This window comes from Xanthomonas sp. DAR 80977, assembly GCF_041240605.1.
Classification (GTDB): Bacteria; Pseudomonadota; Gammaproteobacteria; order Xanthomonadales; family Xanthomonadaceae; genus Xanthomonas_A; species Xanthomonas_A bundabergensis.
On record NZ_CP162487.1, the window covers coordinates 2504461 to 2520720 of the forward strand.

General features: G+C 69.0%; 14 protein-coding genes. 11 read left to right on the forward strand and 3 right to left on the reverse strand.

What is annotated here, in order from left to right; all coding sequences use genetic code 11:
- Both AB3X10_RS10670 and galU read left to right on the forward strand, forming a co-directional pair.
- A complete protein-coding gene (locus AB3X10_RS10670; RefSeq protein ID WP_369981382.1) occupies positions 1 to 1911 on the forward strand; it encodes a polysaccharide biosynthesis protein in 1911 nt (636 codons plus the stop codon).
- Complete coding sequence (gene galU, locus AB3X10_RS10675; RefSeq protein WP_369981383.1) at positions 1911 to 2807, forward strand: UTP--glucose-1-phosphate uridylyltransferase GalU; 897 nt, start codon at positions 1911 to 1913, stop codon at positions 2805 to 2807. The genes AB3X10_RS10670 and galU overlap by 1 nt, the downstream gene beginning before the upstream one ends.
- A gap of 121 nt (positions 2808 to 2928) precedes the next feature.
- On the opposite strand, the gene AB3X10_RS10680 is transcribed toward galU, so the two are convergent.
- The 3 genes from AB3X10_RS10680 to AB3X10_RS10690 form a co-directional block, all read right to left on the reverse strand.
- Positions 2929 to 4134: an acetyl-CoA C-acyltransferase gene (locus tag AB3X10_RS10680; protein ID WP_263113398.1), complete on the reverse strand. Its 1206-nt coding sequence runs from the start codon at positions 4132 to 4134 to the stop codon at positions 2929 to 2931.
- A gap of 161 nt (positions 4135 to 4295) precedes the next feature.
- Positions 4296 to 6668 (reverse strand): 3-hydroxyacyl-CoA dehydrogenase/enoyl-CoA hydratase family protein, encoded by a 2373-nt coding sequence (locus tag AB3X10_RS10685; RefSeq protein WP_369981385.1) that lies wholly within the window; start codon positions 6666 to 6668, stop codon positions 4296 to 4298.
- 79 nt (positions 6669 to 6747) lie between these two features.
- On the reverse strand, positions 6748 to 7380 hold the full coding sequence (locus tag AB3X10_RS10690; RefSeq protein WP_369981386.1) for a TetR/AcrR family transcriptional regulator: 633 nt from the start codon (positions 7378 to 7380) through the stop codon (positions 6748 to 6750).
- Between the two features lie 217 nt (positions 7381 to 7597).
- Here AB3X10_RS10690 and ndk point away from each other — a divergent pair, with 217 nt between their 5' ends.
- The 9 genes from ndk to glp all read left to right on the forward strand — a co-directional run bounded on the left by ndk (position 7598) and on the right by glp (position 16218).
- Positions 7598 to 8023, forward strand: a complete 426-nt coding sequence (gene ndk, locus AB3X10_RS10695; protein ID WP_002812972.1) for a nucleoside-diphosphate kinase — start codon at positions 7598 to 7600, stop codon at positions 8021 to 8023.
- Between the two features lie 9 nt (positions 8024 to 8032).
- Positions 8033 to 9238 (forward strand): 23S rRNA (adenine(2503)-C(2))-methyltransferase RlmN, encoded by a 1206-nt coding sequence (gene rlmN / locus AB3X10_RS10700; protein ID WP_369981387.1) that lies wholly within the window; start codon positions 8033 to 8035, stop codon positions 9236 to 9238.
- Positions 9239 to 9251: 13 nt separating this feature from the next.
- Positions 9252 to 10043: a type IV pilus biogenesis/stability protein PilW gene (locus AB3X10_RS10705; RefSeq protein ID WP_369981776.1), complete on the forward strand. Its 792-nt coding sequence runs from the start codon at positions 9252 to 9254 to the stop codon at positions 10041 to 10043.
- The gene (locus tag AB3X10_RS10710) at positions 10040 to 10924 is read left to right on the forward strand and encodes a helix-turn-helix domain-containing protein (protein ID WP_369981389.1); all 885 of its coding nucleotides are present in this window, start codon (positions 10040 to 10042) and stop codon (positions 10922 to 10924) included. Before AB3X10_RS10705 ends, AB3X10_RS10710 begins: the two co-directional genes overlap by 4 nt.
- A gap of 64 nt (positions 10925 to 10988) precedes the next feature.
- The gene (locus AB3X10_RS10715) at positions 10989 to 11627 is read left to right on the forward strand and encodes a YfgM family protein (protein WP_369981391.1); all 639 of its coding nucleotides are present in this window, start codon (positions 10989 to 10991) and stop codon (positions 11625 to 11627) included.
- Positions 11627 to 12982 (forward strand): outer membrane protein assembly factor BamB, encoded by a 1356-nt coding sequence (gene bamB, locus AB3X10_RS10720; RefSeq protein ID WP_369981393.1) that lies wholly within the window; start codon positions 11627 to 11629, stop codon positions 12980 to 12982. Before AB3X10_RS10715 ends, bamB begins: the two co-directional genes overlap by 1 nt.
- 15 nt (positions 12983 to 12997) lie before the next feature.
- A complete protein-coding gene (gene der / locus AB3X10_RS10725; protein ID WP_145706413.1) occupies positions 12998 to 14395 on the forward strand; it encodes a ribosome biogenesis GTPase Der in 1398 nt (465 codons plus the stop codon).
- 3 nt (positions 14396 to 14398) lie between these two features.
- A complete protein-coding gene (mobA, locus tag AB3X10_RS10730) occupies positions 14399 to 15004 on the forward strand; it encodes a molybdenum cofactor guanylyltransferase (RefSeq protein WP_369981395.1) in 606 nt (201 codons plus the stop codon).
- On the forward strand, positions 15001 to 16218 hold the full coding sequence (gene glp / locus AB3X10_RS10735; RefSeq protein ID WP_369981396.1) for a gephyrin-like molybdotransferase Glp: 1218 nt from the start codon (positions 15001 to 15003) through the stop codon (positions 16216 to 16218). The genes mobA and glp overlap by 4 nt, the downstream gene beginning before the upstream one ends.
- The last annotated feature ends 42 nt before the right edge of the window (positions 16219 to 16260 follow it).

Here is a 16260-nt window from a genome sequence, read left to right on the forward strand (position 1 = left end):
ATGCTTTCGACCCGCGACCGTTTTACCGAGCTGTTCCCCAAGGCATCCGTGGTCGTCCACGATCTGGCGATCGTCTGGGTCTGCTGGCAGTTGCTGCATGCGGCGCGCTACACGATGTTGCCCGGCGATCATCCGCTGCCGTTCTGGAACCTCAATACCGCGATCGTGCTGGTGGCACAGGGCCTGGTGTTCTGGAAGGTCGGCCTGTATCGCGGGCTGTGGCGCTTCGCCAGCGTTCCGGACCTGTTGAACATCTTCAAGGCCAGTTTCTACGGACTGGTCGCGATCGTGCTGGGGCTGGCGTACAGCCGCTTCGATTCCATTCCGCTGTCGGTGCTCATGGTGTATCCGTTCGCGCTGTCGGCGCTGCTCGGTGCGCCGCGGCTGCTGTACCGCGCATGGAAGGACTACCAGATCGCGCATTCGGACGAGACCGCGCGGCGCGTGCTGATCGTCGGCGCCGGCCGTGCGGCCGAGGCCCTGGTGCGCGACCTGCGCCGCTCCGGTGCCTATAACCCGGTCGGCTACGTCGACGATGCCGGCCATCTGCATGGCGCCAAGCTGCAGGGCCTGCCGATCCTGGGCCGGATCGACGAGGCGGGCGCGATCGCCAAGGAAACCGCGGCCAAGCTGCTGGTCATCGCGATCCCGTCGCTGGACGCGGCCGGCATGCAGCGGGTGGTGGCGATCTGCGAAAGCACCGGCTTGCCGTTCCGCACCGTGCCGCGCCTGCTCGACGTGCTCGAGGGCCACTATCTGCCGGGCGAACTGAAGGAGGTCGCGATCGAGGACCTGCTCGGGCGCAAGCCGGTGACTCCGGACTGGAAGCTGATCAAGGGCTGGTTGTCCGGACGCACGGTGATGGTGACCGGCGCCGGCGGTTCGATCGGCTCGGAGCTGTGCCGGCAGTGCGCCCGCCATGGCGCGCGCAAGGTGGTGCTGCTGGAGATCGACGAGCTGGCGCTGATCACCATCCATGCCGACCTGCACCGCACCTTCCCCGACCTGGAGATCGAGTGCGTGCTGGGCGACTGCGGCGATCCGGCCGTGACCCGCCATGCGATGCGCATCGCCGAGCCCGATGCGGTGTTCCATGCCGCGGCCTACAAGCAGGTGCCGCTGCTGGAACGCCAGTTCCGCGAGGCGGTCCGCAACAACGTGCTGGCCACCGAGAACGTGGCCCGCGCCTGCATCGCCGCCAAGGTCTCGACCTTCGTGTTCATCTCCACCGACAAGGCGGTCAATCCGGTCAACGTGCTGGGCGCCTCCAAGCGCTATGCCGAGATGGTGTGCCAGTCGCTGGACGACCAGACCGTGGGCACGCGCTTCGTCACCGTGCGCTTCGGCAACGTGCTGGATTCGGCCGGCAGCGTGGTGCCGCTGTTCCGCGAACAGATCCGCCAGGGCGGCCCGGTCACCGTGACCGACCCGCAGGTGACCCGCTATTTCATGACCATCCCCGAGGCCTGCCAGCTGATCGTGCAGGCCGCCGCCTCGGCGTCGCATGGCGCGATCTATACGCTGGACATGGGCGAGCCGGTGCCGATCCGCCTGCTCGCCGAGCAGATGATCCGCCTGGCCGGCAAACAGCCCGGCCGCGACATCGCCATCGTCTACACCGGGCTGCGCCCGGGCGAGAAGCTGCACGAGACCTTGTTCTATTCCGACGAGAACTATCGTCCCACCTCGCATCCGAAGATCCTCGAGGCCGGCGCGCGCAGTTTCTCGCGCGAAAACGTGCTGCAGGGCCTGCAGCAACTGCGCGCGGCGGTGGCCGACTACGACAGCGACGGCATCGAGAAAGTGCTGCGCACGACCATGCCCGAGTTCGCGCCGTTGCGACAACAGGCCGGTCACGATAGCTCCGCTACAATCGTTCCATTCCCCGCACGCGAGGCCAGAAGGCTCTGATGAGCAAGAGAATCCGCAAGGCAGTTTTCCCGGTTGCAGGTCTGGGTACCCGCTTCCTTCCCGCCACCAAGACGGTGCCCAAGGAAATGCTGCCGATCATCGATCGGCCGTTGATCCAGTACGCCGTGGACGAGGCGATCGAGGCCGGTTGCGACACCCTGATCTTCGTCACCAACCGCTACAAGCACGCGGTTGCGGATTATTTCGACAAGGCCTACGAACTGGAGCAGAAGCTCGAGCGCGCCGGCAAGACCGAGCAGCTGGAGCTGGTGCGCCACGTGCTGCCCAACGGCGTGCGCGCGATCTTCGTGACCCAGGCCGAGGCGCTCGGGCTCGGCCATGCGGTGCTGTGCGCCAAGCCGATCATCGGCGACGAGCCGTTCGCGGTGCTGCTGCCCGACGACCTGATCTGGAACCGCGGTCCGGGCGCGCTGACGCAGATGGCCGACGTCGCCGAGCGCTCCGGCGCCAGCGTGATCGCCGTGCAGGACGTGCCGCACGAGAGCACCGGCAGCTACGGCATCGTCGCCACCCAGGCGTTCGACGGCAGCGAAGGCAAGATCACCGCGATCGTCGAGAAGCCCAAGCCGGCCGATGCGCCGAGCGACCTGGCGGTGGTCGGCCGCTACGTGCTCAGTTCCAAGATCTTCGATCTGCTGGAGAAGACCGTGCCGGGCGCCGGCGGCGAGATCCAGCTGACCGACGCGATCGCGGCGCTGATCGAGAGCGATCCGGTGCATGCCTACCGTTTCGAAGGCACCCGCTTCGACTGCGGCACCCACATCGGCCTGATCGAGGCGACCATCCGCTACGCGCTGGACCACGAGAAGCTGAGCAAGCCGGCGCAGGACATGATGCGTCGCGCCCTGGCCGACGTCGAAGCCGGCGGCAAGTAACGCCGCAACGTTGCCCCGAAGCGCGCGGGTCCGCCGCGCGGCGTACAGGGTTCGGCAGCGAAAACCGATGCAAGAAAAAGGGCAGCCTGGGCTGCCCTTTTTCGTTGCCGAAGCGCGCCGTTCAGAGCGCTTCGATGATCCCGGCCGCGCCCATGCCGGTGCCGATGCACATGGTGACCATGCCGTATTTCTGCTGGCGGCGGCGCAGGCCGTGCACCAGCGTGGCGGTGCGGATCGCGCCGGTGGCGCCGAGCGGATGGCCGAGCGCGATCGCGCCGCCGAGCGGGTTGACCTTGGACGGATCCAGGCCGCTGTCGCGGATCACCGCCAGCGACTGTGCGGCGAAGGCTTCGTTGAGCTCGATCCAGTCGATCTGGTCCTTGCTCAGCCCGGCCTGCTTGAGCGCCTTGGGAATGGCCGCGATCGGGCCGATGCCCATCACTTCCGGACGCACGCCGGCGACCGAGAAGCTGACGAAGCGGGCGAGGGGGGTGAGCCCGTAGTCCTTGATCGCCTGCTCGGAGGCCAGCAGCACCGCGCCGGCGCCGTCGCTCATCTGCGAGGAGTTGCCGGCGGTGACGCTGCCGCCGAACTGGCCGTTGCGGAACACCGGACGCAGCTTGGCCAGGCCCTCGATCGAGCTGTCCGGGCGCGGGCCTTCGTCGGTGTCGACCAGGCGCTTGCGCAGCGCGATGACGTTGCCGGCCAGGTCGGGCTGGTGCGACAGGATCTCGTACGGGGTGATCTCGTCGCGGAACTCGCCGGCGGCGATCGCGGCGATGGCCTTCTGGTGCGAGGCCAGCGCGAACGCGTCCTGGTCCTCGCGCGACACCTTCCACTCCTCGGCCACCTTCTCGGCGGTGATGCCCATGCCGTAGGCGATGGCGACGTGGTCGTCGGCGAACACGCTCGGCGACAGCGCGACCTTGTTGCCCATCATCGGCACCATCGACATCGACTCGGTGCCGCCGGCCAGCATCAGGTCGGCGTTGCCCAGTCGGATCTGGTCCGCGGCCAGCGCCACCGCCTGGATGCCGGAGGAGCAGAAGCGGTTGATGGTCTGCCCGGCCACCGAATTGGGCAGCCCGGCCAGCAGCACGCCGATGCGCGCCACGTTCATGCCCTGCTCGCCCTCGGGCATCGCGCAGCCGATGATCGCATCGTCGATGCGCGAGGTGTCGATGCCCGGCGCCTGCGCCACCACCGCGCGCAGCACGTGCGCCAGCATGTCGTCCGGACGGGTATTGCGGAACACGCCCTTGGGCGCCTTGCCGACCGGGGTGCGGGTGGCGGCGACGATGTAGGCGTCCTGGATTTGTTTGCTCATGGCTTTCTCCGAAAGCCGGGAGTGGGGATTCGGGATTGGGGATTCGTCGGAGCGGATCCCGGTGCCCGAATGTACTTGCGCCCGGCGGATGAATTGTTGGAGGGAATCGTTGCAGAGGTGGGGAGCCACAGTTGCGAATCCCCAATCCCCAATCCCGAATCTCAGTTCCTAAGCGGCTTGCCCGTCTTGAGCATGTGCCCAATCCGCGCCTGGGTCTTTTCCTGCTGGGCCAGTTCGACGAAGTGCTTGCGCTCGAGCTTGAGCAGCCATTCCTCGTCCACCAGCGCGCCGCGGTCGACTTCGCCGCCGCACAGCACGGTGGCGATGCGGGTGGCGATCTCGTAGTCGTACTCGCTGATGAAGCGGCCTTCCAGCATGTTGACCAGCAGCATCTTGAAGGTGGCGATGCCGACGTCGCCGGCGACCTGGATGCGGCGTGCCGGCAGCGGCGGGCGGTAGCCGCCCTCGGCCAGCGCGCGCGCTTCGGCCTTGGCGATGTACAGCGCCTCGTAGCTGTTGAACACGACCTTGTCGGTGCCGCGCAGCAGGCCCAGTTCCTTGGCGTTGACCGCCGAGGTGGAGACCTTGGCCATCGCCACGGTCTCGAAGGTCTTCTTCAGCTCGGCGAACACATCGCCACCGGGGCCGGCCGCCTGCGAGGCGCGCACCGCGATCTCCTTCAGGCCGCCGCCGGCCGGCAGCAGGCCGACGCCGGCCTCGACCAGACCGATGTAGCTCTCCAGCGCGGCCACGGTCTTGGCGCTGTGCATCTGGAATTCGCAGCCGCCGCCCAGGGCCAGGCCGCGCACCGCCGCGACCACCGGCACCAGCGAATACTTGATGCGCTGGCTGGTGGCCTGGAAGTTGGCGACCATCGCCTCGAACGCATCGACCTTGCCGGCCTGCAGCAGGCCCAGCGCGCCGGCCAGGTCGGCGCCGGCGGAGAAGGGTTCCTTGTGCTGCCACAGCACCAGGCCCTTGAAGCCCTTCTCGGCGCGGGCGACCGCTTCCTGCAGGCCGTCGAGCACCTGGTCGGAGACGGTGTTCATCTTGGTCTTGAAGCTGACCACGGCGATGTCGTCGCCGTCGTGCCACAGGCGCAGGCCGTCGTTCTCGAACACGGTCTCGCCCGGGGCGAACTTCTCGCCCAGCAGCGGGTCGGGGAAGCGCTGGCGCTGGTACACCGGCAGCGCCGAACGCGGCAGCTTGGCGTTGCGCGCCGGGCTGTAGCTGCCCTCGGCGGCGTGCACGCCGTCGCGGCCGTCGAACACCCAGTCCGGCAGCGGCGCGCTGGACATGGCCTTGCCGGCGACGATGTCGTCGGCGATCCACTGCGCCACCTGCTTCCAGCCGGCGGCCTGCCAGGTCTCGAACGGGCCCAGCGACCAGCCGTAGCCCCAGCGGATCGCCAGGTCCACGTCGCGCGCGGTCTCGGCGATGTCGGCCAGGTGGTAGGCGCTGTAGTGGAACAGGTCGCGAAACGTGGCCCACAGGAACTGCGCCTGCGGGTGCTGGCTCTCGCGCAGCTTGGCGAACTTCTCGGCCGGGTTCCTGATCTTCAGGATCTCGACCACGTCCGGCGCCGCGCCGCGGTCGGCCGGGCGGTAGTCCTGCTTCTGCAGGTCCAGCACCACGATGTCCTTGCCGACCTTGCGGAAGATGCCGGCGCCGACCTTCTGGCCCAGCGCGCCCTTGGCGATCAGCGCGTCCAGCCACTTCGGCGAGGCGAAGTACTGGTGCCACGGATCGTCGGGCAGGGTGTCGGCCATGGTCTTGATGACGTGGGCCATGGTGTCCAGGCCGACCACGTCGGAGGTGCGGTAGGTGGCCGACTTCGGCCGCCCGACCAGCGGGCCGGTCAGTGCGTCGACTTCGTCGAAGCCCAGGCCGGACTGCGCGGTGTGGTGGATGGTGGACAGGATCGAGAACACGCCGATGCGGTTGCCGATGAAGTTCGGGGTGTCCTTGGCGTAGACCACGCCCTTGCCCAGGGTGGTGACCAGGAACGCCTCCAGGCCTTCCAGCACCGCCGCGTCGGTGCCCTTGGCCGGGATCAGCTCGGCCAGGTGCATGTAGCGCGGCGGGTTGAAGAAGTGCACGCCGCAGAAGCGGTGGCGCAGCTGCTCGGGCAGCACGTCGGACAGTGCGTTGATGCCCAGCCCTGAGGTATTGGAGGCCAAGACCGCGTGATCGGCCACGAACGGGGCGATCTTCTTGTACAGGTCCTGCTTCCAGTCCATGCGCTCGGCGATGGCTTCGATGATCAGGTCGCAGCCGCGCAGCTGCTCCAGGCCGGAGTCGTAGTTGGCCGGGGTGATCGCCTCGGCCAGCGTGGCGCTGGCCAGCGGCGCCGGGCTCAGCTTGGTCAGGTTGGCGATGGCCTTGAGCACGATGCCGTCGGGATGGCCTTCCTTGGCGGGAAGATCGAACAGCACGGTGTCGACGCCGGCGTTGGTCAGGTGCGCAGCGATCTGCGCGCCCATCACGCCCGCGCCCAGGACGGCGGCACGGCGGACTAGCAGGGGGTTGGACATAGCGATCAGCCTCTGTGGGTCAACGATTGCGGGATGCGGGTCTTGCGGGATGGGTTCGTGCGCAACGGTTCTTGCGGAATCAGGGCGCGGCGCGGGCCAGGAAGCCGGCTTCGGCGAAACGGATCAGTTCGCGCGCGGCGTGGGCGCGGTGCGCGCCTTCGCTGACCCCGGCGGGGCGCTTGATCAGGCCGAAATCGGCCATGGCGTAGGTCAGCGCGCCGGCCAGGAAGTCCAGGCGCCAGTACAGTTCTTCCTTGCTCAGCTCGGGCACGCAGGCGGCGATGGCCTTGCCGAACTCGCGCAGCACGTGGCCGTAATGGTCGGACAGGAACTGGCGCAGGCTGTCGTTCTTCTCGGCGTAGGCGCGGGCGATCACGCGCACGAAGGCGCCGCCGCTCTGGCGATCCTGGGCCATCGCCAGCGCCGGCTCCACGAACGCGGCCAGCACCGGCCCGAGCTGGCCCGGATGCTGGCGCTGCGCGGCCTCCAGCTGCGCCAGGCGCGCCGCGGTCATCTCGTCCATGCGCCGCCGGAACACCTCGTTGACCAGGTTCTCCTTGGAGCCGAAGTGGTAGTTGACCGCGGCGATGTTGACGTCGGCCTGGCTGGTGACCTGGCGCAGCGAGGTGCCGGAGAAGCCGTGCTGGGCGAACAGTTCCTCGGCCGCGCTGAGGATGCGGTCCTTGGTGGAGAAGTGCGCTTGCTTTGCCATGCGGCCGCCGGAATCAATCAAACGATTGTTTGAGTCTAGGCCCCGCGTCCGGCCGCGTCATGTTGCGATGCAGCACGATTCAGCCTGCGGCCGTGCAAAGCCCGCTGCGATTGGATAGAATTGTCCATCGCAATTCTGGCTAAGCCCGCGTTTTGACGCGGGTTTTTTTCATGCTAACCTCGGGCCGTCTAGTGGCCCGCCCAACGGAGAACTTCCCATGGCGCTGGAGCGCACCCTGTCCATCATCAAGCCCGATGCCGTCGCCAAGAACGTCATCGGCGAGATCTATTCCCGCTTCGAGAAGGCCGGCCTGAAGGTCGTGGCCGCCAAGTACAAGCAGCTGTCGCGCCGCGAGGCCGAGGGCTTCTACGCCGTGCACCGCGAGCGTCCGTTCTTCAACGCGCTGGTCGAGTTCATGATCTCCGGCCCGGTGATGATCCAGGCGCTGGAAGGCGAGAACGCCGTGGCCGCGCACCGCGACCTGCTGGGCGCCACCAATCCGAAGGACGCCGCGCCGGGCACCATCCGCGCCGATTTCGCCGATTCGATCGACGCCAACGCCGCGCACGGTTCCGATTCGGTGGAGAACGCCGCCAACGAAGTGGCGTATTTCTTCGCCGCCACCGAAGTGGTTTCCCGCTAAGAGGTCATCGTGAACGAGGTCGTCCACACTCCGTTGGCGCTCGCCGATCCGCTCAGGACCGGCGCCGCAGCCAAGCAGAACCTGCTCGACCTCGATCGCGAGGGGTTGGAGCGTTTCTTCGCCGAGACCCTCGGCGAAGCGCGCTACCGCGCCCACCAGGTGATGAAGTGGATCCACCACCGCTACGTCACCGACTTCGACCAGATGACCGACCTCGGCAAGGCGCTGCGCGCCAAGCTGCAGCAGCATGCCGAGGTCGTCGTCCCCAACATCGTGTTCGACAAGCCGTCCACCGACGGGACCCACAAGTGGCTGCTGGCCATGGGCACCGACGGCAAGAACGCGATCGAGACCGTGTACATCCCCGACAAGGGCCGCGGCACCCTGTGCGTGTCGTCCCAGGTCGGCTGCGCGCTCAACTGCACGTTCTGCTCGACCGCCACCCAGGGCTTCAACCGCAACCTGTCCACCGCCGAGATCATCGGCCAGGTGTGGGTGGCGGCGCGCCACCTGGGCAACGTGCCGCACCAGCAGCGCCGTCTCACCAACGTGGTGATGATGGGCATGGGCGAGCCGCTGATGAATTTCGACAACGTCGTGCGCGCGATGAGCGTGATGCGCGACGACCTGGGCTACGGCCTGGCCAACAAGCGGGTCACGCTGTCGACCTCCGGCCTGGTGCCGATGATCGACCGCCTGTCCAGCGAGAGCGACGTGTCGCTGGCGGTCTCGCTGCATGCGGCCGACGACGCGCTGCGCGAGACGCTGGTGCCGCTCAACAAGAAGTACCCGGTCGCCGAGCTGATGGCCGCGTGCGCGCGCTACCTGCGCGCCAACAAGCGCCGCGAGTCGGTGACCTTCGAATACACGCTGATGAAGGGCATCAACGACCAGCCCGAGCACGCACGCCAGCTGGCGCGGCTGATGCGCCAGTTCGACAACGCGGTGCAGGCGTCGAACGCGGGCAAGGTCAACCTGATCCCGTTCAATCCGTTCCCCGGCACGCGCTACGAGCGCTCTGGCGAGACCGAGATCCGCGCGTTCCAGAAGATCCTGCTCGATGCGCAGGTGCTGACCATGGTGCGGCGCACCCGCGGCGACGACATCGACGCGGCCTGCGGCCAGCTCAAGGGGCAGGTGCTGGACCGTACCCGTCGCCAGGCCGATTTCCAGCGTCAGTTGCAGACGCGGGCGGACCGGGATGCGGCGGCCTAAGCATCTCCTGGCCATCGCGGCGTTGACCGTGGCGCTGCTGGCGTTGGCGGCCTGCGCTGGACGCACCACCAAGCCCGGCAAGCTGCGCAGCGTCGAGCAGGTGGCGCCGGACTACGACTTCCGCGACAACGGCTCGGTCAAGGCGCGCTATGCGCTGCAGGAGCAGTTGGGGCTGGCCGGCAACCGGCTCAGCGGCGGCGATCTGGCCGGCGCCGAGGATCATGCGCGCAAGGCCCTGGCGCTGGCGCCGGACTCGGTGCAGGCGCATACGCTGCTGGCCGTGGTCGCCGGACGCCGCGGCGATGCCGCCGCTGCCGGCGAGCATTACCGCAAGGCGGCCGAGCTGGCGCCGAACCGCGGCGAGACCTTGAGCAACTACGGTGCCTGGCTGTGCGCGAACGGCGCCATCGCCGAGTCGCTGCAGTGGTTCGATCGCGCCCTGGCGGCGCCGGGCTACGCCACGCCGGCCTCGGCCCTGGCCAATGCCGGCGGCTGCGCGCTGCAGATCGGCCAGCGCGAGCGCGGCGTACGCGACCTGCGCAAGGCGCTGGCGCTGGACCCGGGCAATGCGTACGCGCTGGAAGCGATGGCGCGCGACGAAGCGGCGCAGAGCCGCTTTTTCGAGGCGCGGGCCTTCTCGGAACGGCGTTTGGCGGCTGCGCCGGCCACCGCATCCGTGTTACAACTTGCTATTCAGATTGAACAAGGGCTGGGCGACATGGCTGCCGCCGGCCGTTACCAACAGCGGTTGCGCAAGGAGTTTCCCGATGCCGCGACCACGACTCCCGGGGCTAGTGCATTGTGATCAGTGATTCCAATCCGAACGCTTTCGACGGCGCCAAAGGTTGCGGGCAACATCTCCGCGAAGCGCGCGAAGCGGCGGGCCTGAGCATCGACGAGGTCGGTAGCCGCTTGCGCATGCCGGTGCACGTGATCCGTGCGCTGGAAGAAGAGCAGTGGCAGCGCCTGGGCGCGCCGGTGTTCGTGCGCGGCCAGCTGCGCAGCTACGCGCGCCTGCTCGGGGTGGACCTGGAGCCGCTGCTGGAAAGCGCGCGGCTGGCGCCGGTGCAGCCGGTGGAACTGATCAGCCATACGCATACGCCGCCGCTGCGGCGCATGCTCGAGAGCGCCACCCGGCGCATGGTGTACGTGGTGATCACCGCCGGACTGGCGGTACCGGTCTGGTATGCCACCCGGACCCATTTCGCCGAGGACGGCCCCAGCACCGCGTCGCTGGACGTGGTGCCGGCGACCCCGGGCGATGCCGCGCAAGCGGCGTCGGCCGGTACCGGCGGCAGCAATCCGCCACCGGCCGCGCCGAGCAACCGTGCCGCGCCGAACGCGGCGCCGTACATCGCCTCGCTGACGCCGCTGCCGCGCGCGTCCAGCGACGCGGAGCGCGCGCCCGGCGCCGCGGACAAGGCCGGCCTGAGCCTGTCGTTCCAGGGCGACAGCTGGGTGCAGATCATCGCCCCGGACGGGACGCCGCTGGAGAAGGCGTTGCTGAAGGCGGGCGAGAAGCGCGACTACGCGCCGGGTCAAGTGGGCCGCATCGTGCTCGGCAATGCCTCGGCGGTCCAGGTTCAGCAATCCGGTAGTACCGTGGATCTGACCCCGTACAAGCGCGCGAACGTGGCCCGCTTTGCGGTATCCTCTGACGGTTCCGTGGTGCCAGCGTCCGAGTGACGGCGGCGCGGTTCCTCAATCTCAACATTCCATGTCCCGTCGTTGCGGCGGGGCGAGAGTACGCATGGCGATCGACGACCTGCTCGACGAGCACGAACAAAGCGAACGCGTCCGCACTTGGCTCAGGAAAAACGGCGCCGGCCTGATCGGCGGCATTGCCCTGGGCATCGGCGCGATCATTGGCTGGCAGTGGTGGACCAAGCAGCATTCCAACGACCTGGCGCTGGCCAATTCCCGCTACGACGCCGTGCTCAAGAGCATCCAGGCCAAGCAACTGGACAAGGCGGGCAAGGACATGGCGGCGCTGCAGCAGGGCCCGGCCAACATCTACGCCGAACTGGCCGCGCTGCGCCTGGCCAAGGCGCAGGCCGATGACGGCAAGTACGACCAGGCCCTGGCGACGCTGCGCGGGCTCAAGGCCGAGGGCGAGCTGAAGCTGCTGATCGACCAGCGCGTGGCGCGGCTGCTGATCCAGACCGGCAAGAGCGACGAAGCGCTGAAGCTGCTGGCCTCGGCCGACGACAACCAGAGCCTGGAGATCCGCGGCGATGCGCTGATCGCGCAGGGCAAGCGCGAGGCGGCACGCGATGCCTATGCCAAGTCGCTGACCACCCTGGACGTGGCGGCGCCGCAACGGCGACTGCTGGAAACGAAATTGATGGATGCGGGCGGCACCGTGCCGAATCCTGCGGAGCCGATCTGATGAAGGTAATCATGTTCAAGCGCATCGCCACGGTCGCCCTGCTGGGCCTGGCGCTGTCCGGCTGCAGCACGGTCAAGGGCTGGTTCGCGGGCAAGGACGCGGCCGCCAAGAAGGCCGCCGAGCCGGCCGAGCTGGTCGATTTCAAGCCGTCGGTGAAGGTCGTCAAGCTGTGGTCCACCGACGCCGGCAAGGGCGAGAAGCGGATCGGCGTGCGCCAGCATCCGGCCGTGGCCGACGGCAAGGTGTACCTGGCCGCGGCTTCCGGTTCGGTCTACGCGCTGGACCTGCAGACCGGCAAGACGCTGTGGGAATACGACGCCAAGAAGGCGCGCAAGGAGCGCCTGGCGCAGGTGCAGGAACAGCCGGAGAGCCAGGTCGAGGGCGAGTCGAGCAAGGGCCTGTCCAAGGACGAGCGCGCCGCCTACAAGCAGCGCCTGCGCAACGAGAAGCAGCAGGCCAAGGAGCGCAAGCGGCTGGAGAAGAACCGTCCGCTGCCGCGCTTCGCCGGCGGTCCCGGGGTGGGCGAGGGGCTGGTGGTGGTGGGCGGCCTGAACGGCGAAGTGATCGCGCTCGATGCCGCCAGCGGCGCCGAGAAGTGGCGCGCCAAGGTGCCCAACGAAGTGATCGCCGCGCCGGTGGTCTCGCAGAACCTGGTGTTCGTGCGCAGCAACGACGGCCACGTGACCGCGTTCGATGCCAGCAACGGGCAGCAGCGCTGGTTCCACACGCAGGAGCTGCCGACCCTGACCGTGCGCGGCAACGCGCCGGTGGTGGCCGGTCCGGGCGTGCTGTTCATCGGCAACGACGACGGCACCCTGTCGGCGCTGGCGATGCAGGACGGGCGCGTGCTGTGGGAGCAGACCATCGGCGTGCCGGAAGGCCGTACCGAGCTGGAGCGCATGGCCGACGTGGACGGCGCGCCGGTGCTGGAAGGCACCACCCTGTACGCGGCCAGCTTCAAGAACCAGACCCTGGCGCTGGAAGGCCCCAGCGGCCGTCCGCTGTGGACCCGCGATCATGGCAGCGCCGGCGGCGTCGGCGTCAGCTCCAGCAGCGTGGTGGTGGCCGACAACGCCGGTTCGGTGTGGGCGCTGGACAAGGCCTCCGGTTCGGCGACCTGGTCGCAGCCGGCGCTGGCGCGGCGTTCGCTGACCGGCGTGGCGATCCAGGGCGACTACGCCGTGGTCGGCGACTACAAGGGCTATCTGCATTGGCTCAAGCTCGACAACGGCGAGATCGCGGCGCGCGAACGGGTCGGACGCAAGGCGCTGGTAGCGCAGCCGGTGGTGGCCGATGGCATCCTGCTGGTCCAGAACACGAAAGGCGACCTGACCGCGTTCCGGTTGGGTCAATAAGGGAAGGAATTCGCGATGCTGCCGCTGGTCGCCCTGGTTGGACGGCCGAATGTCGGCAAGTCCACGCTGTTCAACGCGCTCACGCGCAGCCGCGACGCGCTGGTCCATGACCAGCCCGGCGTCACCCGCGATCGCAACTACGGGGTCTGCCGGCTGGAGCCGGACACCCCGTTCGTGATCGTCGACACCGGCGGCATTTCCGGCGAGGAAGAAGGCCTGGCCGGCGCCACCGCCGACCAGGCGCGCTCGGCGGCCGGCGAGGCGGATCTGGTGCTGTTCGTGGTCGACGGGCGCGAGGGTTCGTCCTCGCTCGACGACGAGATCCTGGCCTGGCTGCGCAAGCTGGCGCGGCCGACCCTGCTGCTGATCAACAAGATCGACGGCACCGACGAGGACCAGGTACGCGCCGAATTCGCGCGCTATGGCCTGGGCGAGGCGATCGCGGTCTCCGCCGCGCATCGCCACGGCATCGACGACCTGCTCGAGGAAGTGCTGTCGCGCCTGCCGGAGGAGGGGGCCGGCGAGACGCTGGACACCGATCCCAAGCGCATGCGCATCGCCTTCGTCGGCCGCCCCAACGTGGGCAAGTCGACGCTGGTCAACCGGCTGCTCGGCGAGGAGCGGATGATCGCCTCCGAAGTGCCGGGCACCACCCGCGATTCGATCGCGGTCGACCTGCAGCGCGACGACCGCCTGTACCGGCTGATCGACACCGCCGGCCTGCGCCGCCGCGGCCGGGTCGAGGAGGCGGTGGAGAAGTTCAGCGTGTTCAAGACGCTGCAGGCGATCGAGCAATGCGAGGTCGCGGTGCTGCTGCTCGATGCCACCGAGGGCGTCACCGACCAGGACGCCAGCGTGCTCGGCGCGATCCTGGACGCCGGCCGCGCCCTGGTGGTGGCGGTGAACAAGTGGGACGGGCTGACCGACTACCAGCGCGAGCAGGCCGAGGCGCTGCTGTCGCGCAAGCTCGGCTTCGTGCCCTGGGCCGAAGCGGTGCGGATCTCGGCCAAGCACGGCTCCGGCCTGCGCGAGCTGTTCCGCGCGATCCACAACGCGCATGCCTCGGCGATCCGCGAATTCAGCACCAGCGAAGTCAACCAGGCGCTGGAAGTGGCCTACGAGACCAATCCGCCGCCGAGCATCCGCGGCCATGTCTCCAAGCTGCGCTACGTGCATCCGGGCGGCAGCAATCCGCCGACCTTCATCGTCCACGGCACCCGCCTGAAGGTGCTGCCGGAGTCGTACAAGCGCTATCTGGAGAACTTCTTCCGCAAGCGCTTCAAGCTGGTCGGCACGCCGGTGCGCTTCATGTTCCGCGAAGGCGCCAATCCGTATGAAGGCAAGAAGAACGTGTTGACCGAGCGCCAGGTGGCCAAGAAGCGGCGCCTGATGAAGCACGTCCGCGGCAAGTAGCCGATGGACGCGCGGCGCGAGGTCACGCTGGGCATCCTCGCCGGCGGCCGCGCGCAACGCCTGGGCGGCCGCGACAAGGCCTGGCTGGTAGGCGACGGGCAGCCGCTGGTGCAGCGCCTGGCGCAGGCGCTGGCACCGTCGCTGGCGGCGGTGCTGGTCAGCGCCAACCGCGAACTGCCGCGCTATGCCGCGATCGGATTGCAGGCCGTGCCCGATCGGATCCAGGCGCCGGCGGATGCCGAACGCTCGCTCGGGCCGATCGCCGGCCTGGACGCGCTGGCCGCGGCCTGCGCCACGCCGTGGCTGCTGACCCTGCCGGTGGACCTGCGCCGGCTTCCGCCTGAGTTGCTGGACAGATTGATCGATGCCAGCGGCGCCAGTGATGGGGCCTACGCCGAGGACGACGACGGCGTGCAGCCGCTGGTGGCGCTGTACCGCGTCTCCAGCTTGCGTCCTGCGCTGGCCGCGGCGCTGGCCGCCGGACGGTATGCGCCGCGCACCCTGCAGCGGCAGTTGGCGCTGGCCTGCGTATCGCTGCCCGGGCTGACGCTGGGCAACCTCAACACGCCGCAGGACCTGCAGGCAGCGGGTATCCTGCCGGCGCCATGAACGACTATCCCACCCGCATTGCCTATTCCGAGGCGCTGGCCATCGTCGCCAGCGTCGCCCAGTCGCGCCGACTGCCCACCGAACGCCTGGCGTTGCCGCGCGCCGACGGCCGCATCCTGCTCGAACCGCTGGATGCGCCGATCGACCTGCCGCCGTTCGCCAACAGCGCGATGGACGGTTTCGCGCTGCGCCATGCCGATCTGGCCGCGGATGCGCCGAGCCTGTTGCGCCTGGCCGGCGAACAGTTCGCCGGCGAGGACCTGGGCCAGCCGATCGGCGCCGGCCAATGCCTGCGCATCACCACCGGCGCGCCGCTGCCGCCCGGCGCCGATACGGTGGTGATCAAGGAGAACGTCGTCGAGCGCGACGGCCAGGTGCAGGTGCCGGCCGGGCTCGTCGCCGGCGCGCACGTGCGCGACCGTGGCGAGGACGTACGCGCCGGCGAGCGCGTGCTCGAGGCCGGCGTGGCCCTGACCCCGTCGCGGATCGGCCTGGCCGCCGCGCTCGGCGTGGCGCAGGTGGCGGTGGCGGCGCGGCCGACGGTGGCGGTGTTCGCCACCGGCGACGAACTGGTCGAGCCGGGCATGCCGCTCAAGCCCGGGCAGATCTACAACAGCAACCGCGACATGCTGATGGCGCAGCTGCGCCTGCTCGGCCTGGAGCCGACCGCGTGGCCGACGTTGCCGGACGACCCGCAGCGGATCCAGACGATGCTCGCCGATGCCGCCTCGGCGTTCGACGTGGTGCTGACCTGCGGCGGCGTGTCCGCCGGCGAGAAGGACTACCTGCCGCGGCTGCTGGCCGAGCGCGGCCGCATCCACTTCTGGAAGGTGCGCATGCGCCCGGGCATGCCGCTGCTGTTCGGCGAGCTGGACCGCGCCCTGTTCCTGGGCCTGCCGGGCAATCCGGTATCGGTGCTGGCCACGTTCATGGCGATCGGGCGACCGTTGCTGGACGCGCTGCAGCAGCGTGCCGAGCCGCGCCCGCAGTGGCGCGCGCGGCTGGCCTCGGGCTGGGACAAGCGCCACGACCGCCTGGAGTTCCTGCGCGGGCGCATGCGCTGCGACGCGCACGGACAATTGTGGGTGGAGCCGAACCCGGCCGACGGCTCGCACCGCCTGCGCGGCGCCGCCGACAGCGACGTGCTGCTGCGCCTGGACGAGGGCGCGCGCCGCTTCGACGCCGGCGAAGTGGTCGAGGTGTTCCCGTACTGAGCCTTGCGTGCGTGTCCGGGCAGGGCGCGCACGCGCGTCCGG

Coding starts and splice junctions, on each gene's coding strand:
- AB3X10_RS10670 (WP_369981382.1), top strand. CDS start 1: ATGCTTTCGACCCGCGACCGTTTTACCGAGCTGTTCCCCAAGGCATCC.
- galU (WP_369981383.1), top strand. CDS start 1,911: ATGAGCAAGAGAATCCGCAAGGCAGTTTTCCCGGTTGCAGGTCTGGGT.
- AB3X10_RS10680 (WP_263113398.1), bottom strand. CDS start 4,134: ATGAGCAAACAAATCCAGGACGCCTACATCGTCGCCGCCACCCGCACC.
- AB3X10_RS10685 (WP_369981385.1), bottom strand. CDS start 6,668: ATGTCCAACCCCCTGCTAGTCCGCCGTGCCGCCGTCCTGGGCGCGGGC.
- AB3X10_RS10690 (WP_369981386.1), bottom strand. CDS start 7,380: ATGGCAAAGCAAGCGCACTTCTCCACCAAGGACCGCATCCTCAGCGCG.
- ndk (WP_002812972.1), top strand. CDS start 7,598: ATGGCGCTGGAGCGCACCCTGTCCATCATCAAGCCCGATGCCGTCGCC.
- AB3X10_RS10715 (WP_369981391.1), top strand. CDS start 10,989: ATGGCGATCGACGACCTGCTCGACGAGCACGAACAAAGCGAACGCGTC.
- bamB (WP_369981393.1), top strand. CDS start 11,627: ATGAAGGTAATCATGTTCAAGCGCATCGCCACGGTCGCCCTGCTGGGC.
- der (WP_145706413.1), top strand. CDS start 12,998: ATGCTGCCGCTGGTCGCCCTGGTTGGACGGCCGAATGTCGGCAAGTCC.
- mobA (WP_369981395.1), top strand. CDS start 14,399: ATGGACGCGCGGCGCGAGGTCACGCTGGGCATCCTCGCCGGCGGCCGC.
- glp (WP_369981396.1), top strand. CDS start 15,001: ATGAACGACTATCCCACCCGCATTGCCTATTCCGAGGCGCTGGCCATC.